Genomic DNA, 21,295 nt, shown 5'->3' with positions numbered 1-21,295 from the left:
ACGGTTCGTCAACCCTTGACGGCGCCCGTGGACAGTCCTTCGAGGAGCTGTTTGCGCAGGATGACGAAGAGGGCGACGGCGGGTACGACGGCGATGACGGCTCCGGCGAGGACGAGGTCGTACTGCCGCTGCTCGGAGACGAACAAGGTCTGCAGGCCGAGTGGCAGGGTGTACTGGGAGCTGTCGGTGACCAGCACCAGCGGCCACAGGAAGCTGTTGTAGCTCTGCAGGAACTGCCAGACGGCCAGCGCGCCGAGCGAGGGTCGCAGCAGGGGCAGCACGATGGTGCGGAAGATGCCGAACTCGCTCGCCCCGTCGATCCGGGCGGCCTCCAGCACCGAGTCCGGGACGGACTGCACGATGTACTGCTGCATCATGAAGATCCCGAACGCGGGCGCCACCCACGGCACGATCAGCGCGAACCACGGACTGCCCAGGCCGGTCTTGACGAGGATCACGAACAGCGGCACGAGGATCACCGCGAACGGGATCGACAGCGAGCTGAACATGACGCCGAACAGCAGGCGTTTGCCGGCGAAGCGGAACTTGGCGAAGCCGTAGCCGGCGAGGGCGCAGACGAAGACGGATACGGTGGTGGCGACGAGGGCGACGACCGTGCTCATCACGAACCAGCGCCAGAACGGCTGCCCGGAGAAGAGGCGTTGGTAGTTGTCGAGGGTGAACGGGTCGGGGATGAGCTCGGGCGGATTGGCGAAGATGTCGCCGCGTGGTTTGAAGGAACCGCTCAGCGCCCAGATCAGCGGGGCGAGGAAGGCCAGGAACAGCAGGACGAGAAAGCCGTACAGCGGTATGCGGGTGCGTGTCATGAGGTGGCCCTCCCGATGCCGAGGAGTCGGTTGAAGAGCTGGCTGAGGCCGAAGACCAGGACGAAGAGGACGACGGCCGCGGCGGCCGCGTAGCCGAACTGCTGGCGCTGGAAGGCGGCCCGGTAGATGAACATCGTCACCGAGAGGGTCGATTCGGCCGGTCCGCCACCGGTGAGCAGATAGGGCTCCTCGAAGATCTGGGCGGCGCCGATGAAGGAGGTGACGACGACGAACGCGGTCACCGGCTTGAGGGCGGGCAGGGTGACGGTGGTGAAGGTGCGCAGGCGACCGGCGCCGTCGAGGGCGGCTGCCTCGTACAACTCCCGTGGCACGTTCTGGAGTCCGGCGAGGAAGAACACGGTGAGGTAGCCGGTCCAGCGCCACAGCATGACGAGGGCGATGCTCACCTTGGCCAGGCTCGGATCGCCCAGCCAGTCGACCCCGCCGGTGCCGAACAGGGCCCGCAGCACCGAGTTGATCAGGCCGAACTGCCGGTCGAAGAGCAGCCCGAAGATGAGCGCGACCAGGATCGGGGAGACGACGATCGGCACGAAGTAGGCGGTGCGCCACAGGTCCCGGGCGTGCAGGCCACGGGTGTTGAGGGCCTGGGCGATCAGCAGCGCGAGCGGGACGACGACGCAGACGGCGACGAGCACGAAGACGGCCGTGTTGCCCAGGGCTCGGTGGAAGCTGATGTCGGTGGCGAGCAGGCGGTAGTTGCGCAGCCCCACCCAGTGCGGGGTGCCGAGGCCGACCCATTCGGTCAGGCTCAGCCACACCGACACCCCGACCGGCACCAGCATGAACAGGCCGTAGAGGAGGTAGAAGGGCGAGATGAAGAGGTACGGCGCCCAGGAGCGGCGTGGGCGGTGGGCGGTGCCCTGCGTCCCGGTGCGGTCGTCGGCGGCGGGGGCGTGGCCCGCGATGGCGGTGGTCATGGCGGGGCCTCCTAGCGTCCGGCCTGGTCGTGGTAGTCGGCGGCGGTCTGTTTCAGCGCCTGGCGCGGGGTGAGGTCGCCGCGGTAGGCGCGCAGGAGGTTGCCGGCGAGGACGTCGAAGAGGATCGACTGGTCGGGGCTCTGGTAGAAGGACGGGACGTCCGGAAGCAGGGAGCGGTAGAGGCTGAAGAGGCGCTGCCCGCCGCAGAAGGCGTCCTCGGTGGCGTTGAGCCGGGGGTCGGTGAACACGGAGCGGCGGGTGGGCAGATAGCCGGTCTCGGTGAAGCGGCGGACCTGGCCGTCGTGGGTGAGCCAGGTGTTGAGGAGGAAGTCCACGGCCGCCTCGGTGTTGGCCTTGTCCTTGACGACGCCGAATCCGGTGCCGCCGAGCGCTGCCGTCGCCCCGCCGCCCCCCGCGAACCGGGGCAGCGCCCGCACCCGCCATTTCCCCTTCTGTTCGGGCACGTTGGGGATCAGACCGAAGTTCTTGTACCAGATGGCCATGGGCAGGCCGACGACCTTGCCGCTCTTGAGGGCGGCCTGCATGGCGGCGCCGTAGTAGTCGGAGATGTCGATGACGAAGCCGGTGCGCAGGCCACGCACCAGGAAGGTCAGCACCTCCTCGGCTTCGGGTGAGTCGAGAACGAGCTTTCCGTCGGCGTCGAAGAAGGCGCCGCCGCGCTGGTAGAGCAGCATCTGGAAGGACTGCACGACCTGTCCGGTGTCGCTGCCCACGGTGGAGACCACGCACAGTGACGCGCCGTGGTCCTTGTGCACACGGGCGCCGAGTTCGGCGTACTCCTCCCAAGTGGCGGTGTTCTTGGGGAGGTTCCACCGGGTGAAGAGGTCGTCGCGGTAGTAGTAGACGACCATCGGGGTGTCGGAGTCGAGGGCGTAGATCCTGCCGTCTCTGCTGTACGGGGCGAGACGGGCGGGCAGCAGGTCCTCCTTGAGGCCGGGGACGGCGGCGAGGTCGGGGGTCAGGTCGTGCAGCAGGCGGGGGGCGATGTCGCCGCGCAGCATGCGCGGGAAGCTGCCGATCTCGAAGCCGACGGTGTCGGGGGTGCCGCGGCCGGCGACGGCCTGGGCGAGCAGTTTGGTGACCAGGTCGGGGGCGGCGGCGCGGGTGACCTTCAGGTGGTAGCGGAAGTCGGTGAGCCGGTCGGCGTCGGGGATGCCCTTGCGGAAGAAGGCCTCGTATCCGGGGTCATGGGTCCACAGGGAGAGCGTCACGTCACCGGAGGTGCGGACGGTGGTGTCACCGGCTCCGCAGGCGGTGAGTGCGGCGGCGGTGCCGAGGCCGAGGGCGCCGCGCAGCAGGGCGCGGCGGGACGGCGAAAGAGGGGGTACTTGGGCTACTGGGGGTAGTGGGCGTACTGGATACACACGTGACTCCTCACGCGGTGCGGCTACGGGATGTGGGCGTGCGCGGCCGTCCCGGGCGGCGCAGGCGGGCAGGGCGGTCCGGGCCCGCGGCCGGCGTGCCGGGGCCGTTCCGCCGGGGGTTCAGCGGCGGGGCGAGGCGGGCCGACGGGCTGGTCCGGTGGAGGACCGTACGGTCAACTCGACTGCCGTGGTGGCGTGTTGGGTGGGCGCCGGTCGGTCCTCGATCATCGCGGTGAGCACCTCGACGGCGCGCTCGGCGACGGTGGCGAAGTCCTGACGGACAGTGGTCAGGGGTGGTGAGAGGTAGGCGGCGGCGGGAATGTCGTCGAAGCCGATGACGCTCACGTCGTGCGGGACGGACAGGCCGGCTTCGGCGAAGGCCCGCAGGGCGCCGATGGCCATGTCGTCGTTGGCGGCGAACACGGCGGTGACGTCCGGGAGTTGCGCGAGCCGGCGGGCGACCGTGTGTCCCGAGGCCGGGCTCCAGTCGCCCTCGGGTGGCAGCGGTGGTTCGGGTGCGCCGGCGGCGGCGAGGGCCTCCCGCCAGCCGCGTACGCGGTCGCGGGCGGCCCACCAGTTCTGCGGGCCGGGGATGTGCCACACCGTGCGGTGGCCGAGGGAGAGCAGGTGCTCGGTGGCGGTCCGGGCGGCGGTGACGCCGTCGGCGCCGACGACGGCGCTGGCACCCCCGGTGCGCTCCAGCCCTTCGGCGAGGCTGACGACGGGCACGTCCGCGCTGAGAGTCAGCGGGGTTCCGTCGTCGATGGGCTCGGACAGGACGATGCCGTCCACGCCCTGTTCGAGCAGCGCCTCCACGGCGACGGAGATGCCCTGTCCCTCCAGGGTGCTGGACACGGCAAAGGAGTAGCCCGCCTTCTGCATGGCCCGTTCCAACGCGATGAGCAGCGCCGACGGGCCGTACAGGGCGGTGCCGAGGGAGACGACGCCGATGCGCCGGTAGCGGCCGAGGAGCAGGGCGCGCGCCGCGTTGTTGGGGCGGTAGTCCAGCTCCTTGATGACCCTCAGCACGCGGTCGCGCACCTCCGGGCTGACATGAGGCTCCCCGTTGACCACCCGCGACACGGTCTTCTGCGAGACACCGGCGGCCCGGGCGACCTCGGTCATACCAGGACCGCGACGGCGGCGCCCGGGGCCGTCCGGGGTCCCCTGGGTTCTGCTCGTGGCCATGCGCTCTCCCGCGGTCCGATGCCGTGACTACGTAGTCAAGACAATGCGATCAGGTGGGCGGCTGCTTTGACTACGTAGTCACGCCAGTGTCGGGGCAGATTGCGGGCAAGTCAATGGCCTGTACGGCAGCACACTCGACCGGGCACTGCCCGCGCCGGGAGGAGGCGTCCACGGCTCGTTATGCGCCGCGGTTCAGGACACCGCCCATGTCGTTCGCGGCACCTTGTACGCACCGTCGGCCGCTGCATCTACGCTTCCACCTGCAGTTGTCGCCGACGCCAACGGCCAGCCGCCTGACCGTAGAGACCGACTTGCCGCCGACCGCCGGCGGCCTGGACGATGGCGCGCGGCGACCCCGCACGCATGGTGGCCAAACAGGCCCACTACAACAAGTCCGAGGAAACGCCGGAGCGGGTCCGGCGGCTGGCGCTTCATCGCCGTCACCAGGACCCCGAGCGCCTCGACACCCCGGGCCACCGATCTCCCCGTGCACCGCGCGTCGCCCATCCACCTGGATCCAGCCCGGCGCCGCAGTATCCCTGGTACACATGCATGTACGGGAGCATTAGGGTCTTACGGGGCAAGCAGGCCGGAGAAGGGGATCACTGTGGCCCCATTGATGCGACCCGCCTCGCCGAATCGACTAAGGGATTCCGCTTTCGAGAGTTTCCCCCTGGAATTATAGGGACTAACGTAGATCTCGGACTCGCCGCCGTACTCGTTCAATGTACGGATCGAGACAAGATAACGCGGCCTTCGCGTCACATTGAGAAGATTGTTACTATAGTGGAGTCGCCCATAATGCATGGTGCAATCTGGGCAAGGATTGATGCAGTCGAACGGACGATCCCCCTTCTCGGCCCATGAATATACTGGAACAAGGAATTGGCCGTCGACCCTTGCGCGATCGGCCCTAATTAGATCGATTCCCGCAACAGCCGCGATCTCGTCATATTTCGCATCCTTGGGTATCTCGACCAAATTTGTAGACCTCCCCGTTTCACCCGGGTTCAGCACCAGACCGGGGCTGATGAAGAGCCCCACATTCAGCGACTGGTAGCTGGCGGGGTCGACGTGCAGCTCGGTATCGACGTTCGCCTCTGCGGCAGCCCGCCACTCATTCTGCTCGAAATGTTTCCTATCCTCCTTAAATGTGGAAGTCCTTCCAGTGACACGATATCCGGCCGCGACCACATAGGCAGGTACCGTCCCGGTGTTCTTGATGTTCACTCGCACCGGAAGATGGATAACGGGCAGACCTAGATCTGGCACCGGCTTCCCAAATGCGATGTCCACAGAAAAGGCGAGCTTGGCCACAGAAGGCTGATAAATAGCCGAATAGGTGAAATTAGCGGTGGCCAGGACAGCGGTGGCGGTTAGTCCCGCCGTGAAGCCCTTGGGATGCGGGAGTCCTTTCCACGGCTGCTGCCGCCACAACAGCCACAGAGCCCACAGGGCCCAGAAGGAGATCACGAAGAAGGCGGGGACGTACGGCGTGTACTCGCGCTCCTGGAGCCAAACCGCTAGAAAGACGCCCTCGGTGGCGAGAGCAATGAGAACGCCCACGAGGACCAGCGCCCCTGAGTAAGTCAGTGTCCGCTTGCCCCAATAGTCGAAGACAGCTGCTGCAGCGAGGCCCTGCGTCACACCTGCCAAGACGAACAGAAAACCCGTGATGCGTCCAGCGAAGGTGGGCGCTCCAACAGCGTCCACCCAGCCGACGTCGGCAAGCAGGAGCATGGAGGCGAGAAGCCCGGCGGCCATCAGGGATATGACCACGCGGCGGCGCCAAGAGCGGTCCGGCCATACATCACTGCCGCCTCCGCTCCAGGTAATCCAAGCGCCGTCGTCCAGACTCATGTCCCTTGAGAGCCCGGCCCGGCGAAGCTGCTTCCGGAGGTCGCGGAGGGACCAGGCGCTACCGGCCGCGGCCCCATCGACGGTCACCGCCCGCAACCCCCTGCTGTCCGACGGATGGACTACCACGCTGGGCTTCCTCATACGGCCAGGCTCACCGCTGAGCTGTCGGTACGCATCCGGGACTACTCCGGGGCGGGCCCCGGGGAGTGCGCCCAGCGGATCAACGAGCAATAGTCAATGCTTGTGGCCCGTTGGGTCAAGGCATCGGGTTGTCGCCTCGGAGGACCTGCCATCCGGTGGTCAGGCTGCCCGACATGACGTGCTGGACGCCTTCTCCTCGTAGCGTCACGAAGGCGGTGAGACCGGTGTCCAGTTGTGGCACTCGATGCCCGTAGACAACGGCCCGCGTCAGTGTCAGGTCGAGTGCTTGTGCTGAATCGCCGAGGCAGTTGAAGCGAGCACCCATGAGGACCGGTCCCCTCAGGCAGCGCACATTGACAGTGGCCTGTTCAAGGGACGCGACGACGACCCGGACAATCTCCAGTTCGACGCTGCTGTCAAAGCTGCTGGCGCTCGGGATCTTAGTCACGCGGCTGCTCCCTCTCGCTCGACCAGGACATCGTTCTTGAACGATCGCGCACCGGCGGGCCGGGGGCGGACTCGACGAACTGAACACCATCGCGAGGGCCGCGGCCGGGCCGTCGGCGCCGCGGGTGACCTTAGTGCGGGGCTTGACCGTGGAGAACGTCGACTCGTCCGGATTCGTGGTCCGCAGAGGGTTCCTGTGTTCAACGGGAAACCCGTGGAACGACGGCAGTTCCTCGGTGTCGTCAGTGATCTTCCCGACGGCCTTGGGCCACTGGGCGCAGTAGGCGCAGTAGGCGCAGTAGGCGCAGTAGGCGCAGTAGGCGCAGTAGGCGCAGTAGGCGCAGATGAACGCCTCGATCGCTTTCTCGGCATGGTCCCGATCCTCAGCCTTGTAGATCTTCTGTATCACCCTCGTCGCGCCCGGCTGGGCCGACTTCGGCACGGTTTCGAGATATTGCGGAGCTGGTGGACCCAGCAGCGCTGGTGGCGGGCAGCGGGGAACCCTCGGCCAGTGCGTTGGATAGTCCCGTGGCGCCGTCCGGCGACCAGTTCCATGTCGTGCATGGTGCGTCGTGAGCAGTCGCACAACAGGTCGGCCCGCGGCTCGGTGGACTCGCGCGGGCCCTCGCCAGGGCGATCAGCTCCTTGCTGTCATCCGGCCGGACGCCGAGCAGGACCGGGACACAGGAGTGGGCCTTGCCAAGCCGGACCTTGGGGTGCACACCGTCGGCCCGCACGTGGACGTAATCGGTCTGGGACAGGTCACGGTCCTGGAAGGCAGCGTGGTCTTCCTGCCACTGCCTGGTCAGCCGGGTCACCGTGGCCGGTGACAGGCCGGCCACGGCTGACCGCTCCGGGTCTGATGAAGGCTCCGGACTGTCCCGGAGCGGTTCAGCTGGGATGTCACGCAATGACGTCTTCCAGCTTGGCCACTGATCACGTGACGACATAGCCATCCGCAACGGACAAGCCTCTCGTGCCGTTGACAGAGGTGTTCGACGCCCCGCTCCTGGGCGTCCTTGAGAGTTCCGGCGGGGCGGTCGTCGGCACGGTTTCGTTTTTCCTTCGGTCAGGTGTCGGTGACTCAGCTTGAGGGTTGACTCGGCCACCGCTCGTGGCCGTCGTCGTTCTCCGGTTGTGGAACGCCGGTGGTTCAACGCTTCGTTCCGCCCACGTTCCGTAACCCATCAACTGCTACCCGACCGGTCCGCTGAGCTCCGGGCGGCGCCGCTCCCCCTCGGGGGTGAAAATGAATGCCGTGCGGAAGGCTCCGCCCCCAAACCGCACAGCGAGAAGAATGGGCTCCTCGCGTCCCGGAGGCCATGAAGGCCCCGCATCCGGGGTGCTTCCGTTCCAGAGGTGGAAGGACACCATCGATTGCTCCGGATCCTCCGTGAGGTAGCCGAGGGTCTTGCCGTACAAAGGGTTCGCCCCTCCGAACAGCACAGACGGGGCTCCGAACTCGTCGACGACGTCCCCCCACACACGGTCCTCCCCGGCCCATTGACACACGCGCTTCGAAGTGCACGGTACTCGTCGGCTGCCAGCACCCGGTCGGGCCTCAACCATCCACGGTCGTACGCGAACTCCGCATAGACCGACGCCATGCCGTACTCGTAGGGGAGGGCGGGGACGAAGTCCCGAAAAGCGCCCGCCACACCAGTGCTGGACCACGCCCCACACGCGTCCCATGCCCTCTGCTGCTCCGGCCAGGCTTCGGGCTGCCCCTCGACGAACAGCAGGTGGTCCAGCAGCATCCGCAGGGCGGGCTTGTTTCCGAACATCCCTGGGCGGCGTAGGGCGAGGTTCAACCGCCCGATGAGGTACGTGCGTATCTCATCGGCAGAAGCAAGCGAGCTGGAAAGGCGCATGCGCCGATTCTTCCTTAGGCACTGACCTCCGGCCCTGCTGCAACGACGGCGGTCAAAACTCAAGCTCAGCTTGACTCTGTCGGGAATCTTGGTGTCGGCGGAGTCAACTGCCCAGGGTTCGCCAGGACTTCAGGCGAAGGATCTCGCGCTGGTCGAGGTAGTTCTGGAAGGCCGTTGGCCGGCGGAGTGTGGGGGCTTCCTTAGCCGGTGACAGTCCGCTGAGGCGCTCGATGTTGACCGCGATGGCCGTCAACACGTGCTGGACGTGGACCTTTCCCTGTCCTCGGTAGCGGCAGCGCCGCATATTGTGCCCGTGGGCGAGCTCGTTGACGGTGCTCTCCACTCCTGAGCGGACCGCGTAACGCGTCTTCCACTCGGGCGTCTGTTGCTCGGCGCGGACGCGGAGTTGCAGGTCGCGGAGCTCTCGCGGGGGAAATCTCACGGTGCGGCGTCGTCGGCGGTGCTGGTGCACTGGGTGCGGGCCGGGCAGGGGCGGTACTGACTCTTGGTGAACCGTGCCACGATCAGAGGTGCCGCGGTGGGCGAGGAGGTCGGGTAGGGGCCGTGCCAGCCCGCGCTGACCTGTCCCTGGGGGCAGGTGACCTGCTGCTTGTCGTAGTCGATGTGGAAGTCGTCCCGGGCGAAGCCCTCGTTTTGGCGGTGCTGGCGGGTGGGGTTGCTCTTCAGCGGCCCGGAGACGGTGACCTGGTGTTCGCGGGCGGCTTGTTCCAGGTGGGGCAGGGAGGTGTAGCCGGTGTCGACCAGGTGCTCGGCGGGTAGCAGGCCGCGTCGGGCGAGGCGGGTATGGATGCCGGGCAGGACCTGGCTGTCGTGGGTGGTGGCCGCGGTGGTGGCAACGTCCGTGATCACGTTGGGGCCGTCGGGAGCACAGGTCTCGGTCAGGTGAGCGGTGAACCCCTTCCAGCTGATGATGTGTCCGTGCCGCGCGAAGGGGGCCGAGGTGTCGTAGGGCGAGACGCTCGCCCTCGACGACGGCGGCAGACCCGCCCCGCCCTCAGGTTCGGAAAGCAGATTCTCGGCTGGACCACTCCGAAGATCCGTACTCCCGAGGCCGCGGACCGGTGGACCTGGCTCGTGGTCGTCGCCCACACCCAGCTCAGGCTCGCCCGGCCGATAGCCGCCGACCTCCGCCGGCCCTGGGAGAAGCCGACCAAGCCCGAACGCCTCACCCCGGCCCGGGTCGGTCCGCCGGGGGTTCAGGAACATCCGCGCCCACCTGCTCTGTCCGGCCCGTGTTCCCCAACTCCGCGGTACCGGCCCCGGACGCCCACCCGGCACCAAGAACCGGCACCCCGCACCCCGCTACGACGTCGGCAAAACCCTCAAACGCCCCGAGACCCTCAAGGCCATCGGCAGACCCGGCAGATCTTGGTAGATACAGAGCAAGCCACGTCCGTTCCGTCGCCAAGCACGCTGCGCCTATGGATGGTCAGGAGAACAAGTGGGGCTGATAGTCAGCCGTGACGGGCTGCGGCGGCTGGCCGGTGGCCTGTCAGTGGCGCCTGGCACCATGGCCACCCATGAACGCTGAATCGGCCGACCGCTCCTGGCTCCGCGACTTCCACCGCGGCTTTCTGCTTGAGGGCTACACCGTGACGCTGGTCCGCGGGCTCACTCCGCGTGAGTACCTCGATCGCATCGGCGCCCAGCCGCAGGAAGACTGCGAGGGCTTCGATGACTTCATCGCCCGGGACCGCGAATTCCAGGACGATCAGGACGACTGGGGCGACCGCATGTTCGTCGGCGTCACCCTGGTCCACGACGAAGGCGCCGATTGGGTCCTGGCCCTCGAGATCAACGGCGGCATCGAGATCCACACCGATGCGATGAAGCACGCCACTCGCGGCACCCGCGGTGTCTCGCACTTCCGCAGCCCGAACGCCATGTCTCTGTTCTCCTGGTGGGAGGAAGGTGAGCTGCGCACTCGCTTCGAAGGTCCCCTCCATCGAGAAGGCAGCACACCGGACCACCTCCTTGACCTCATGCGCGAGACGGGGTTCGACCTCGAAACGGGCGCCTACGGCCTGGAGAACTACGTCGCACTCGCGGAAGAGCTCACCGGCGTCCACCTGACCGCGAACATGCTCGAAGACGGCATCTACGCCACGGGCATCCTCGAGATCCCCACCGAACACTGAACCGGTGTCGTCACCGACGTCACCGATACGCACGACACCCGCACATACACCAAGCTCCCCAACCCAGCGCACGATCAGCGTTAGATCGGCTGCAAGGCCATGCGGGTAGATAAAGGACAAGCTCAGAGCTTGTATTCAAACCCAAGATCATGCCGTCATCCGCCGGATGTCGTCGGCGATGCTCTTCAGCGGCGCCGTGTTGCCGATGGAGGCGAACCAGTCCCACAGCTCCAGGGCGTGGTAGAGGCGGTAGAGGCCGACGCGTTCGCTCCAGTCGGTGGGCAGTGTGCCGTAGCCGTCGCGCAGCGCTTCGCGCTTGTCCTGGTCGTCGTGGACGCAGTAGTAGTCGGTCTTGGCCAGGTCCGTCAACGGATCGGCGGCGATCGCGTTTTCCACGTCGATGAAGCCGCTGACCTGCCATCTGCCGCCGTCCTCGGCGACCAGGACGTTGCCCTCGTGGAAGTCGTTGTGACACAACACGGCCTGCCGGCAGGCACCAAGCAGCTCGGTCTGCCGAGCGACCTTCGCTTCGATGGCCGTCACGATCGCCGTATCGCCCCCGTGGTCGGCGTACTCCCTGAGCTTCTTGTCGAACTGCCGCGTCATGTAGGCCGTGTTCGTCGATTCGGGATCCAGAACCTGCGTGGTGAGGTACCCGTAGGCGGCCTGCGGGATCTGGTGGACTGCGGCCATGCAGGCCCCGATCTGGCGATAGATCGCCGGCAACGACGTCCTGTCGAGGGTGTGACTGACGGCTGACAACGGCTGCCCCCTGAGCATCGTCATCACCGTATAGCAGCGGCCAAGCGTGTTGTCGGCGTCCCCGTGATGCAGCACGGCGGGCACCGGCCCGACACCGTGCTGCCGGAGGAGGCCGTAGACGTAGATCTCCTTCTCCTGTTTCCAGCGCCATCGATCGTCATAGATCTTGATGACGACCGGCTCCGCCGCCCCGGCGAACCGGATCTCGAAGATGGTGCTCAACTCCCCGCCCGTGCGCGGGACCGTCTCCCTGACGGGCTCTGCGGGAAAGAGGGGATGCAGGAGTTCCTCGGCCACCGCGGGCGGCAACGCTGTCGTAGCGGACACGCGGAAACCGTAGATGAGCCGGGGCAGAGGCCACGAGCGAAATATGGATACGGTGCCCCGCGTCCTGCTTGCTGAGTGGCGGCCCTGTTCAGCAGCGTCTTACCCTTCGAGCGTGAGCGAGATGATGATGACGCCCAGCGAAGACAAGGGGGCGAGGAGCATGGCAGGGTTCGGCATCGTCATGCTGGCCGCGCAGTTCGCCTTCCTCTTCGTCCTCATGACGGCCCTGCTGCTCCCGGAAGGGATGTTCTACTACTCCGTTCCCGAGGCCGCACTGCACGCCGTGGAGAGGGCTCCCATCACGGCTGCCACGACCTCGATAGTCCTCACCGGAGCGCATTTCGTACGCGTACTTCGGACGCCGCCGATCACAGGGGCCTCTTTGCGGTCAGTCCAGCGGCTCACATTCGACTCAGCCGGTGCCTCCGAACACAGTGATCACATCTTCGAATCCATCCGGTGCATGCCCGGCGTACGAGGGTTGAGGCCCCACCGCTCGGATTCCTGGGAAATCGACCTGGGTGCGTGGGTCCGGTGGTTCGCCCGCGTCACCATCAGCGTCACCGGAGAATCGATCGTTCTCGAGACCGCTCCCCGGCACCCCCTGCTCTTCCCCGGCAGGGTGCCCCGCATGCAGAAGATCGACTCGCTGATCGCCGGCGTCCAGAGCACCTTGTCGCGGAGAACCTGACAACGTCCGCGAGCGCCAGTGCGGTCAGGGCATGCACTGCACCTTCCAACTCCGTGATCACGCGGCTCGATGTCCACGGTGAACTCGTAGTACCGGCCCTCCAAAGGGAGTCGGCCTGTTCACGCCAGAAGCACACGGTCGCCCGCGGTGTCCCGTCGTGCATCCTGAACGCCGGCTCCGCGACGTTGTGGGCGAACACTTCCGGCACCCCGTCGAAGAGCCCTAGCCACGCAACCCGAGACACAGGCCCATCCAAGCTGATCCGGGTGGGGCGATGGACGGCGCCTGCGGTGCTGTCAGCCTGCCAGACGGGCTTTCCAGATCTCCTCGCTGGGCCACTGCCGGGCCCAGTCGGCGGAGACTTCCAGGTAGTCCCGCGCAGACTGCGGCGCCTGAATCTCCATCAGGTCCTCAACGACGAAGTCACAGGCTCGCAGCAAGCGGAGCATCTCGCCGTGCGGCAGGACGAACTCCACATGGCTCCCCCAGTCCAACCGAGTCAGGCCGAATTGGCGGCGGGACAGGGTCGTGGATGCCGGTCCCTCGGGCGGTACGCACAGCGCGAACAGTGGTGAGTAGCGCGAGAACACCAACCGGCCTCCGGGAACGAGAAGCCGGGCCGCCTCCGGGATCCACCGGTAGGGGTCGCACCACAGCGAGGCGCCGTATTCGCTGATCGCCAGGTCGAACGTGTTGTCCTCGTAGGGCACCTTCTCGGCATCGCCCAGGACCAGGGGGAAGTCGAGGCCGAACTCCGCCTGCATCGCGCGCGCGGTGGCGAGCTGCTTCTCCGAGAGGTCGATCCCGACCGGGTGGGCTCCTGCTCTGGCCAGCCAAGCGGAGACGTAGGCGGTGCCGCAGCCCAACTCGATGGTGCGCATCCCTTCGATGCCGTCGGGAAGCAGGGAGACCTGTGACTCGGGGGTGGCCCACAGTCCCCAGGACGGCTCCACCTGCGCCCAGTGTTCGCGGGCGAGCGGCCCATGCCACGCAGCCGCCTCGTCATCCCAAAAGCGTCGGTTCTGCTCCACGTGGTCCGCCCGGGCGTCCTGAGTCATGGACCCATTCGATCGACGACGCTGTTGTTACGGCAACGGAATTTCCGTCCGCCCGGACCCGCCGACCGCCGGCCACGGGGCCGGCTCGGGCCGCTCACAGCGGCCACTGTCTTGTTTCTGACGCCCTGGGGGAGCCGGTGGCCCCGCTGTCGCCGCCGGCTCCCGGCTTCTCATTTGCCGAAGCCCGCCGTGAGTCCTCCGATCAGCTGGCGCCCGCCGACGAGGTACGGGCGAGGATGGGCAGCGTGGACAGGACGACCGCGGCAAGGATCGCGGGGACGTTGATGGTGAACTCGCCCTGGAAGCTCCAGACGAACAGCGGCAGGACCCGCTTGTCGGGGCTCTGGGTGAGGATCAGGGGGAAGAGGAAGCCGTTCCAGACGTTCAGGGCGTCGTAGATCGTGACCGTGATCAGGGCCGGGTGGGACAGCGGCAGGACCAGGTTCCACAGCATGCGCCAGTGTCCCGCGCCGTCCGCGCGCATGGACTCGTACAGCTCGTCGGAGATGTCCCGCAGGAAGTTGACCAGGATGATCACCGTGAGCGGGATGGTGAACGCCGCCGAGGGCAGGACGATCGCGGGCAGGGTGTCGTACATGTGCGCCTTGGCGATCAGGTAGTACACCGGGATGATCGTGGCCTGCAGCGGGATGGCGAGGCCCAGGAGGACCACGCTGAACGCCCAGCGCAGGGCCCGGCTGGTCCCGCGGACGATGGCGTAGGGGGCCAGGAAGGACACCACGAGGGTCAGCAGTGTCGCGCCGAGGGTGACCACTGCGCTGTTGAGGAGGAAGTTGCTCCTCATCTCACCCCGGCGAAGCCGTTCTGCCGGATGCGGACAGCGCCTTCCCATATCATGAGCAACTATCTAGATCTGGTCAAAATGCTCCTGGTCACACCCAGGGCGCAGCGCGTGGACGTGGATGCGGCCCAACGACGCCGGTCCCGGAACACCACCCCGCCGGCGGCAGTGGAGGCTCCGCCTGCGCCCGGACCGGCACCACCGGCTGTACGCCAGGGACCCGTACCCCATGGGCCGGAGGCAGGACTGCCGCCTCAACCAGCATCGGGGCGTACATGGCCGCGCCGGCGATGGATGATGTGCGGGAACGGAAGGGGACCCATGTCCGGACGGTCCGAGCCTCGCACACCGAACCGCTGGGGCGAGGGGGCGCGGTTGCGCGGGGACATCCTCGCGGCTGCCGCGCGGTTGCTGGCGGAGTCAGGGCGCGAGGATGCACTGTCGCTGCGTGCGGTGGCGCGTGAGGCGGGTATCGCCGCGCCCAGCATCTACCTGCATTTCAAGGACCGGTCAGAACTGGTCGCCGCCGTGATGCGAGGAGCTTACGGGGCACACGCGGCCGAGTTGCGTCGCACCCGGCTGCTGGAGCCCGCGGGCGATCCTGTCGACGCCTTGCGCGCGATGGCGCACGGCTACTGCCGGTTCGCTCTGGAGAATCCCGCCCGGTACCGGTTGATGTTCGGTGTGGAGCAGATCGAGACGCCCGCGGCCCCTGGCCCCACCGGCCATCGGCTGCCCGGCCACCCCGTGCACGAGGTACTGGACGAGTGGACCCTGGCGGTGGACGCCTGCCGCAAGGCCGGGCCGGAAGGGAACGGCCGGCTGTCCGCCGAGCGGGCGGCGAGCCTGCTGTGGGCTGGACTGCACGGGATCGTCGGATTGTGGTCGGCGATGCCCCTCGCACCCGACCTGGAGAGCATGTGCGGCCTCGCCGACGATCTGGTGGATTCCCTCTTGACCGGATAACGCCGATATCGGGGGCCTGGCCGGGGTAGCCTCACCTCCAGTCACCTTACGCCGTTAGGTGACTCCGCGACCGGAGGTTCCCCATGACCGACTTCGCGTCCGACGCCCCGCCGCTGCCCTTCGACCGCGGTTCCTCGCCCCTCGATCCACCGCCCCAATTCGCCCAGTGGCGCGAGGACGGGCCGATCCGCCGCGTGTCGCTGGTCGACGGCCGAAGCCACTGGCTGGTGACCCGCTACGACGACATTCGCGCCGTCCTCGCAGAAACCCGGGTCAGCGCCGACCGCACCAGACCAGGGTTCCCCGGCATCCGCCCGGACGAGCCCGCACCGCCCCCGGGTACGTTCATCGCGACCGACCCTCCGCTCCACAGCCTGCTCCGCCGCATGTTGACCCGTACGTTCATGGTCAAGAGCATCGAGCGGCTACGACCGGCCATCCAGCGCATCACCGACGACCTGCTCGACTGCATGGCCCGCCTCCCGCAGCCGGTCGACCTGATCGAGCATTTCGCGCTGCCACTGCCCTCACTGGTGATCTGTGAACTGTTCGGTGTCCCCTATGCCGATCGCGACGTGTTCCAGCGGCACTCCCGGACCATCGTGAACATGAACGCGACCAACGAGGACGTGGCCGCCGCCCGCCAGGCCCTGGGCGACTACCTCATCGGACTGCTGGACGAGAAGGACCGCGATCCCGGCGACGACCTGTTCAGTGAACTCGCCGTCAAGCGCGTCCGCACCGGAGAGGTGAGCAGGGAGGAGGCCGCCGGCATGGGCACTCTCCTGCTGGTCGGCGGACACGAGACCACCGCCAACATGATCGGTCTGAGCACGCTGGCCCTGCTCCGTGAACCCGCGCAGTCGCGTCGGCTGCTCACCGAACCCGAGTCGGTGCCGGGCGCGGTCGAGGAATTGCTGCGCTATCTGACGGTCGCGCATTTCGGGCTGCGCCGCGTCGCCACCGCCGACTTCGATATCGGTGGCGTCACCGTCCGGGCCGGCGAAGGCCTCATCATGCCGCTCCAGTCCGCCAACCGCGACCCGGATGTCTTCGACCTCCCCGACCGGCTGGACCTGGGTCGCGACGCTCGCCGTCACATCGCTTTCGGCTACGGCGTCCACCAGTGTCTGGGACAACCCCTGGCCCGCGTCGAGCTGCAGATAGCCCTGCCCGCTCTGTTGGCGCGGTTCCCCGGGCTGCGGGTCACTGTGCCGTACGAGCGGATCGCCTATCGGCAGGGGACCACGGTCCACGGGGTCCGCGAGCTGCCGGTCTCATGGTGACCATGCAGGCCGGGCCTCGTATCGGGACCGCACGCCGAGACGGTCATGTCGCGGACCGTGCCACGTCGGCGGAGGTGATGGTGACAACTCCCGCCACCTGCGGGTTCCTCCCGCCGCCGGATGCGGTCAGCGTGGTCCCTCACCTCCGCCGAGCACCGCGGCCACCAGTTCCCGTCGGCTGCGGACACCGAACTTGTCGAAGGCCGCTGTGAGGTGTTCCTGCACGGTGTTGGCGGAGATGTGCAGTTCGGCGACGATCTGGCGGGTGGAATGGCCTCTCAGGATGAGGGCGGCGACGCGCAGTTGAGCCGTGGTGAGGCCGTGGGCGCTGAGCAGCATGGAGCCGAGCTCGGTCGGGGGGACGGGCTGGATCACGATGGCGATCCGGGGGCCGGCCGGGTCGGGCAGGGGGGTCGCGTGCAGGGAGAGCCATTGGCCGGAGCGACCGCGCAGACGTACGGACGACGGCTGCCGCGACGACCAGGGTTCCGCCTGCTCGGCGGTGGACAAGTGGGCGGCGACCGAGCGGACGGGTATCGGCAGCTCACTCGAACCGGGCCACAGCCGGGCGGGGAAGTCGGCGAGCCATTGCTCGGCCTCGGGGGTCATGGACACCAGGGCGAGGGTGCTGTCGAGGATCAGAATTCCGGGTGTCGTGTTGCCGCCGGGTGGAGCGGGTTGTGCCGCCTGGAAGGCCGCTCCGGTGAGGGCTTCGCGCAGCCCCTCGGCGAGGTGCGGGACCAGACGGTGGAGCAGGCGCAGTTCGTCGGCGCTGAAACCGGTGGGCGACTTCTGGCGGTGCAGGCACAGCACGCCCCAGCAACGGTTTCGGACGACCAGAGCCGCACGCAGTTCGTCGCCGTCCAGCCCGAGCGGTGCCATCACCTCGCGGTGGCGCGAGCTGGTCTCGCGGTGGCCGCCGGTGGCCCGGTCGAGGGAGGAGACCGGATCAGCGGCCTCTGCCAGCGCGGCGAACTTGTTCACGTCCGCTTGCCCGAACTCGTTCTCCAGGAACTGTGGTGTCGCGGAACCGAGCGGGTCCTCCGCCATCGCGGAGGTGAACAGCAGCGTCTGCGGGTCCACGGTGGCGAAGAACGCCGCGTCCACCGGCACGATCCCGCGCAGACGGGACAGGACGCCGGCGCGGAACGCGTCCGCGTCCAGGCCCGCCCGGCACAGCGCCAGAATGCGCGACACCTGGCGCTCCTGCCGCGCCGCCGCGGCCGTCGCCCCTGCCATGGTTTCCACGTTACGCCGCCGACGGAGTGAGCCCCAGTTGCCGCAGAAGGCCCAGTTCGTCGAGCCTGCCCCACCGCTCGACGAGGTGTCCGTCCCGGACTCGGAAGATGTTGATTCCGCGCAGGGTCACGGTGCGGCCCCCGGCGGGCGCCGGCACTCCGAACAGCGCCCCGTGTTGTGTGCCGGTCGCCGTGAAGTGTTCTACGACCAGGTCGCCCTCGGCGATCATCAGATGGGGTTCGCTGCGCCAGTCCGGACACGCTTCGCGGAACAGCGCGCCGGCGATGCGCATGCCCTCACGGTCGGCGGACGCGTCGAAGGGAGGGTCGTGATTGACGAAGTCTTCGGCCAGGTAGTCGTCGACCGCGCCGAGGTCGCCCTTGGTGAACAGCGCGTCGATGAACGCGCGGACGATGTCTTTGTTCTTGCTGAGGGTGATGTCCGAGGTGTTCATGACTTCAGTCTTCAACCGCGGAGAAGGTCCGGGTACCCCATGAATCTGGGGTTTTGTGCTGTTTCAGTTGGTTCCGGTACGGGACAGCCGTCCGTCGCGGCCGCATGGAAAGTCTGGCAAAGGTGCAGACTTTTGCTCGTTTGGTGTCCATAACATGCCCGATCGTGCTCTGTGCTTTCATGGAGGCGCGCACATAGTGGCGCTCACCAGCGACAGAAGGTTGTGGGACATGGCGGCACCGCAGGCCCGGTGGAGCGCGCTGCTCGAGATGCTGACGCGCGACGGGCGGATCGAAGTCGAGGCGGCTGCCGAGGAGTTGCAGGTCTCCGCCGCGACGATCAGGCGTGACCTCGACGAGCTGGCCCGTCAGCAGATGGTCACCCGCACGCACGGCGGAGCCGTGATCAACGCCATCGCCTACGACCTGCCGCTGCGCTACAAGGCCGCACGCAACGCTCCGGAGAAGGAACGGATCGCGCACGCGGCCGCAGGACTGGTGAAAGCCGGCGCCGTGGTGGGGTTGAACGGCGGCACCACGACCACCGAGGTGGCGCGGGCGCTGGCCACCCGCGCCGACCTGAGTTCCGGCGGTGCGGAGACGGCGGTCACCGTGGTGACCAACGCGCTGAACATCGCGAACGAGTTGGTCGTACGCCGCCATGTGAAGCTCGTGGTGACCGGCGGGGTGGCCCGGCCGGCGTCGTACGAGCTGATCGGGCCGCTGGCCACCGAGTTGCTCGCGGAGATCGCGCTGGACCAGGTCTTCATCGGGGTGGACGCCATCGACGTGGCCCACGGGGCGACCGCCCACCACGAGGGCGAGGCCAGCATCAACCGGGCGCTGGCCCGCCGCGCGCAGCAGGTCGTCGCGGTCGCCGACGCCTCCAAGCTGGACCGGCGGGCCTTCGCCCGCATCTGTCCGGTGGAGGACATCGACGTCCTGGTGACCGACAAGGCCGCCTCCGATCAGCTGACCGAGTCGTTCACGGCGGTCGGCGTCGAGGTCATCCGCGCCTGACATCGCACGCCGCCGCCGTGACAGTCCTGCTCGAGGACGGTCGAGGCCGTGATGGGGATTCCGGCGTCACCCGCGGACACCGCCGGCCGTCAGCCCGGCGACGAGGTGGCGCTCCACGAAGACGAACAGCGCCACCACGGGCACGATCGCGATGAGCGAGGTGGCGAACAGGTACTGCCACTGCTCGTGGTACGAGGTGACGAAGCCGGGAATCGCCCTGGTCAGGGTCATCCGGTTGCTGGACGAGGTGACGGTGAGCGCCACGACGTACTCGTTCCACGCGCCGATGAAGGTGTAAACGAGCGCGGTCACCACACCGGGCATCGCGAGCGGCAGGACGACACGGGTGAGCGCGCCGAACCGCCCGGTGCCGTCGAGCCACGCCGCCTCCTCCAGCTCCCGGGGGATGCTCGCGAAGTACGCGTTGAGGATCCACACGCAAAAAGGCAGGTTGAACGCGGCGTTGACCAGGATGAGGCCCTCGGCGGTGTCGGTCAGGTCGAGACTGACCATCTCCCGGTAGATGCCGACCAGCAGCGCGGTCGGCGCGAACATCTGGGTGACGAGTACGAGCAGCAGGAAGGCGCCGCGCCCGCGGAAGCGGTGCCGGGCGGTGTAGTACGCGGCGGGCAGGCCGACGGCCAGGGTGAGCAGCGTCGCCGCCCCGGCGACGTACAGCGAGAACAGCAGCGCGTCCCCCACCCGCGGGTCGGTGAGCGACCAGATGTGCGTGAAGTTCGACCACTGCCAGCGGGAGGGCAGGTAGGTCGGTGGGGACTTCATCAGTTCGGGGGTCGGTTTGAGCGCCGTCAGCAGCATCTCCGCGTAGGGCGCGAGAAACGCCACCGCCACCAGCCATCCGGCGGCGGTGAGCAGGACGGTGCGCAGCCTCATCGGCCGGGGCCGTCTCCGGCGCGGCGCGGCCTTGCCAGGTGTGCCGACGGTCGTGCTCACGCGGTGTCCTCCTGCCTGCGGACGACGCGGAGATAGACCAGCACCACGGCGAGGACCAGCCCGAAATTGACGACGGCCATGGCGGCCGACTCCCCCACCGACTGGTTGTCGAATGCGAGTTTGTACAGGTAGGTGGTGGTCGTGTCGGTGGCGAATCCGGGACCGCCGCGCGTCATGGCCCAGATGATGGGGAACGAGTTGAACACGTTGATGACGTTGATGATCGCGGCGACCACCAGTGAGGGACGCAGCAGCGGCAGGGTGATGCCCAGATAGCCGCGGACCGGACCGGCGCCGTCCACGCGCGCCGCCTCGTACACCTCGGCGGGGATGCCCTGCAGACCGGCCAGCAGGACGAACGAGGTGAACGGCAGCGAGACGAACACCGCCACGCCCATCATCGCGACCAGCGCCTGTGTGGGGTTGGCCAGCCAGTTGACGGGGGCTTCCAGCACGCCGAGGTCCATGAGCAGCCGGTTGACCACGCCGTAGAAGTCGTTGAGCATCCAGCGCCAGATGAGAGCCGTCATCAGCACGGACGAGGCCCAGGGCACGATCAGCGCCCACCGCACCAACCGGCGGCCGGGAAAACGGGAGTTGAGGAGCTGGGCCAGTCCGAGAGAGAGCAGGATCGTGACGGTGACGACGCCGCTGACCCAGACGAGGGTGCGCAGCAGCACTCCGGGCAGGTCGTCCTCGGCGAACAGGTCCGTGTAGTTACGGAGTCCGGCGAACCCTTGTGACAGGCCGGTGGAGCTCACCCGCGTCAGGGACGTACGGGCCATCTCGACCACCGGCCAGACCACCATGGTCAGGATCAGGAGGATCGCGGGGCCGAGCCAGAGCAACGGCTCCAGCGCGCGCCAGGACCCGCGCCTGCGGGGCGACTTGGGCGGTGGCGCCGCCGGGACCGGGTGTCCGG

At 67.7% G+C, this 21,295-nt stretch carries 21 protein-coding genes and 1 pseudogene; 6 read left to right on the top strand and 16 right to left on the bottom strand.

All coding sequences use genetic code 11. The annotated features are described in order from the left end of the window. Positions 1 to 8 precede the first annotated feature (8 nt). From ABZT17_RS32765 to ABZT17_RS32725, 9 genes are all read right to left on the bottom strand, one after another. A complete protein-coding gene (locus ABZT17_RS32765; RefSeq protein ID WP_356354232.1) occupies positions 9 to 827 on the bottom strand; it encodes a carbohydrate ABC transporter permease in 819 nt (272 codons plus the stop codon). Next, complete coding sequence (locus ABZT17_RS32760) at positions 824 to 1,765, bottom strand: sugar ABC transporter permease (protein ID WP_356354230.1); 942 nt, start codon at positions 1,763 to 1,765, stop codon at positions 824 to 826. Before ABZT17_RS32760 ends, ABZT17_RS32765 begins: the two co-directional genes overlap by 4 nt. 11 nt (positions 1,766 to 1,776) lie before the next feature. Then, on the bottom strand, positions 1,777 to 3,150 hold the full coding sequence (locus ABZT17_RS32755) for an ABC transporter substrate-binding protein (RefSeq protein WP_356354228.1): 1,374 nt from the start codon (positions 3,148 to 3,150) through the stop codon (positions 1,777 to 1,779). Between the two features lie 120 nt (positions 3,151 to 3,270). Beyond that, entirely contained in the window at positions 3,271 to 4,275 is a 1,005-nt protein-coding gene (locus ABZT17_RS32750) for a LacI family DNA-binding transcriptional regulator (RefSeq protein ID WP_356354284.1), read from the bottom strand. Between the two features lie 636 nt (positions 4,276 to 4,911). Beyond that, entirely contained in the window at positions 4,912 to 6,198 is a 1,287-nt protein-coding gene (locus ABZT17_RS32745) for a hypothetical protein (protein ID WP_356354226.1), read from the bottom strand. Between the two features lie 256 nt (positions 6,199 to 6,454). Then, positions 6,455 to 7,228, bottom strand: a complete 774-nt coding sequence (locus tag ABZT17_RS32740; RefSeq protein WP_356354224.1) for a hypothetical protein — start codon at positions 7,226 to 7,228, stop codon at positions 6,455 to 6,457. Further along, positions 7,170 to 7,736 carry a transposase gene (locus tag ABZT17_RS32735; protein ID WP_356354222.1) on the bottom strand — a complete coding sequence of 189 codons (567 nt, stop codon included), beginning with the start codon at positions 7,734 to 7,736 and terminating at the stop codon, positions 7,170 to 7,172. The genes ABZT17_RS32740 and ABZT17_RS32735 overlap by 59 nt, the downstream gene beginning before the upstream one ends. Before the next feature lie 1,024 nt (positions 7,737 to 8,760). Then, positions 8,761 to 9,099: a transposase gene (locus tag ABZT17_RS32730; RefSeq protein ID WP_356354220.1), complete on the bottom strand. Its 339-nt coding sequence runs from the start codon at positions 9,097 to 9,099 to the stop codon at positions 8,761 to 8,763. Continuing rightward, complete coding sequence (locus ABZT17_RS32725) at positions 9,096 to 9,527, bottom strand: hypothetical protein (protein ID WP_356354218.1); 432 nt, start codon at positions 9,525 to 9,527, stop codon at positions 9,096 to 9,098. Before ABZT17_RS32725 ends, ABZT17_RS32730 begins: the two co-directional genes overlap by 4 nt. Positions 9,528 to 9,683: 156 nt before the next feature. On the opposite strand from ABZT17_RS32725, the pseudogene ABZT17_RS32720 reads away from it, so the two are divergent. Together ABZT17_RS32720 and ABZT17_RS32715 are read left to right on the top strand one after the other, a co-directional pair. After that, a pseudogene (locus ABZT17_RS32720) lies at positions 9,684 to 10,053 on the top strand (transposase); the annotation flags it as partial. A gap of 145 nt (positions 10,054 to 10,198) precedes the next feature. After that, positions 10,199 to 10,816, top strand: a complete 618-nt coding sequence (locus ABZT17_RS32715; RefSeq protein ID WP_356354216.1) for a DUF6461 domain-containing protein — start codon at positions 10,199 to 10,201, stop codon at positions 10,814 to 10,816. 147 nt (positions 10,817 to 10,963) lie between these two features. Here ABZT17_RS32715 and ABZT17_RS32710 read toward each other — a convergent pair whose 3' ends face one another. Then, positions 10,964 to 11,905, bottom strand: coding sequence for an aminoglycoside phosphotransferase family protein (locus tag ABZT17_RS32710; RefSeq protein WP_356354214.1), 942 nt, complete (start codon positions 11,903 to 11,905; stop codon positions 10,964 to 10,966). A 112-nt stretch (positions 11,906 to 12,017) separates the two neighbouring features. On the opposite strand from ABZT17_RS32710, the gene ABZT17_RS32705 reads away from it, so the two are divergent. Beyond that, a complete protein-coding gene (locus tag ABZT17_RS32705; RefSeq protein WP_356354212.1) occupies positions 12,018 to 12,596 on the top strand; it encodes a hypothetical protein in 579 nt (192 codons plus the stop codon). Between the two features lie 296 nt (positions 12,597 to 12,892). Here the strand turns inward: ABZT17_RS32705 and ABZT17_RS32700 are convergent, their stop codons facing one another. Both ABZT17_RS32700 and ABZT17_RS32695 read right to left on the bottom strand, forming a co-directional pair. Then, entirely contained in the window at positions 12,893 to 13,654 is a 762-nt protein-coding gene (locus ABZT17_RS32700; RefSeq protein ID WP_356354211.1) for a class I SAM-dependent methyltransferase, read from the bottom strand. 202 nt (positions 13,655 to 13,856) lie between these two features. Beyond that, positions 13,857 to 14,459, bottom strand: coding sequence for a carbohydrate ABC transporter permease (locus ABZT17_RS32695; protein ID WP_356354208.1), 603 nt, complete (start codon positions 14,457 to 14,459; stop codon positions 13,857 to 13,859). Between the two features lie 318 nt (positions 14,460 to 14,777). On the opposite strand from ABZT17_RS32695, the gene ABZT17_RS32690 reads away from it, so the two are divergent. Both ABZT17_RS32690 and ABZT17_RS32685 read left to right on the top strand, forming a co-directional pair. After that, the gene (locus ABZT17_RS32690; protein WP_356354207.1) at positions 14,778 to 15,422 is read left to right on the top strand and encodes a TetR/AcrR family transcriptional regulator; all 645 of its coding nucleotides are present in this window, start codon (positions 14,778 to 14,780) and stop codon (positions 15,420 to 15,422) included. An 83-nt stretch (positions 15,423 to 15,505) separates the two neighbouring features. Further along, complete coding sequence (locus tag ABZT17_RS32685) at positions 15,506 to 16,708, top strand: cytochrome P450 (RefSeq protein WP_356354205.1); 1,203 nt, start codon at positions 15,506 to 15,508, stop codon at positions 16,706 to 16,708. A gap of 126 nt (positions 16,709 to 16,834) precedes the next feature. Here the strand turns inward: ABZT17_RS32685 and ABZT17_RS32680 are convergent, their stop codons facing one another. Both ABZT17_RS32680 and ABZT17_RS32675 read right to left on the bottom strand, forming a co-directional pair. Further along, positions 16,835 to 17,947 carry a LuxR C-terminal-related transcriptional regulator gene (locus ABZT17_RS32680; protein WP_356354203.1) on the bottom strand — a complete coding sequence of 371 codons (1,113 nt, stop codon included), beginning with the start codon at positions 17,945 to 17,947 and terminating at the stop codon, positions 16,835 to 16,837. A 10-nt stretch (positions 17,948 to 17,957) separates the two neighbouring features. Further along, a complete protein-coding gene (locus ABZT17_RS32675; protein ID WP_356354202.1) occupies positions 17,958 to 18,401 on the bottom strand; it encodes an ester cyclase in 444 nt (147 codons plus the stop codon). A gap of 229 nt (positions 18,402 to 18,630) precedes the next feature. On the opposite strand from ABZT17_RS32675, the gene ABZT17_RS32670 reads away from it, so the two are divergent. Next, a complete protein-coding gene (locus ABZT17_RS32670; RefSeq protein ID WP_356354200.1) occupies positions 18,631 to 19,419 on the top strand; it encodes a DeoR/GlpR family DNA-binding transcription regulator in 789 nt (262 codons plus the stop codon). A gap of 66 nt (positions 19,420 to 19,485) precedes the next feature. Here the strand turns inward: ABZT17_RS32670 and ABZT17_RS32665 are convergent, their stop codons facing one another. Beyond that, the gene (locus tag ABZT17_RS32665) at positions 19,486 to 20,373 is read right to left on the bottom strand and encodes a carbohydrate ABC transporter permease (protein WP_356354198.1); all 888 of its coding nucleotides are present in this window, start codon (positions 20,371 to 20,373) and stop codon (positions 19,486 to 19,488) included. After that, a partial coding sequence (locus ABZT17_RS32660; protein WP_356354196.1) for a sugar ABC transporter permease occupies positions 20,370 to 21,295 on the bottom strand: 926 nt, incomplete at its 5' end. The genes ABZT17_RS32665 and ABZT17_RS32660, both read right to left, overlap by 4 nt.

Source organism: Streptomyces sp. NPDC005648 (genome assembly GCF_040605395.1).
Lineage (GTDB): Bacteria > Actinomycetota > Actinomycetes > Streptomycetales > Streptomycetaceae > Streptomyces.
The sequence above is the reverse complement of the archived record's forward strand: the minus strand, read 5'-3'. Positions and strand labels throughout refer to the sequence as shown.

Coding starts and splice junctions, on each gene's coding strand:
- ABZT17_RS32690 (WP_356354207.1), top strand. CDS start 14,778: ATGTCCGGACGGTCCGAGCCTCGCACACCGAACCGCTGGGGCGAGGGG.
- ABZT17_RS32735 (WP_356354222.1), bottom strand. CDS start 7,736: ATGTCGTCACGTGATCAGTGGCCAAGCTGGAAGACGTCATTGCGTGAC.
- ABZT17_RS32745 (WP_356354226.1), bottom strand. CDS start 6,198: ATGAGTCTGGACGACGGCGCTTGGATTACCTGGAGCGGAGGCGGCAGT.
- ABZT17_RS32765 (WP_356354232.1), bottom strand. CDS start 827: ATGACACGCACCCGCATACCGCTGTACGGCTTTCTCGTCCTGCTGTTC.
- ABZT17_RS32675 (WP_356354202.1), bottom strand. CDS start 18,401: ATGAACACCTCGGACATCACCCTCAGCAAGAACAAAGACATCGTCCGC.
- ABZT17_RS32685 (WP_356354205.1), top strand. CDS start 15,506: ATGACCGACTTCGCGTCCGACGCCCCGCCGCTGCCCTTCGACCGCGGT.
- ABZT17_RS32700 (WP_356354211.1), bottom strand. CDS start 13,654: ATGACTCAGGACGCCCGGGCGGACCACGTGGAGCAGAACCGACGCTTT.
- ABZT17_RS32760 (WP_356354230.1), bottom strand. CDS start 1,765: ATGACCACCGCCATCGCGGGCCACGCCCCCGCCGCCGACGACCGCACC.
- ABZT17_RS32750 (WP_356354284.1), bottom strand. CDS start 4,275: ATGACCGAGGTCGCCCGGGCCGCCGGTGTCTCGCAGAAGACCGTGTCG.
- ABZT17_RS32695 (WP_356354208.1), bottom strand. CDS start 14,459: ATGAGGAGCAACTTCCTCCTCAACAGCGCAGTGGTCACCCTCGGCGCG.
- ABZT17_RS32715 (WP_356354216.1), top strand. CDS start 10,199: ATGAACGCTGAATCGGCCGACCGCTCCTGGCTCCGCGACTTCCACCGC.
- ABZT17_RS32680 (WP_356354203.1), bottom strand. CDS start 17,947: ATGGCAGGGGCGACGGCCGCGGCGGCGCGGCAGGAGCGCCAGGTGTCG.
- ABZT17_RS32670 (WP_356354200.1), top strand. CDS start 18,631: ATGGCGGCACCGCAGGCCCGGTGGAGCGCGCTGCTCGAGATGCTGACG.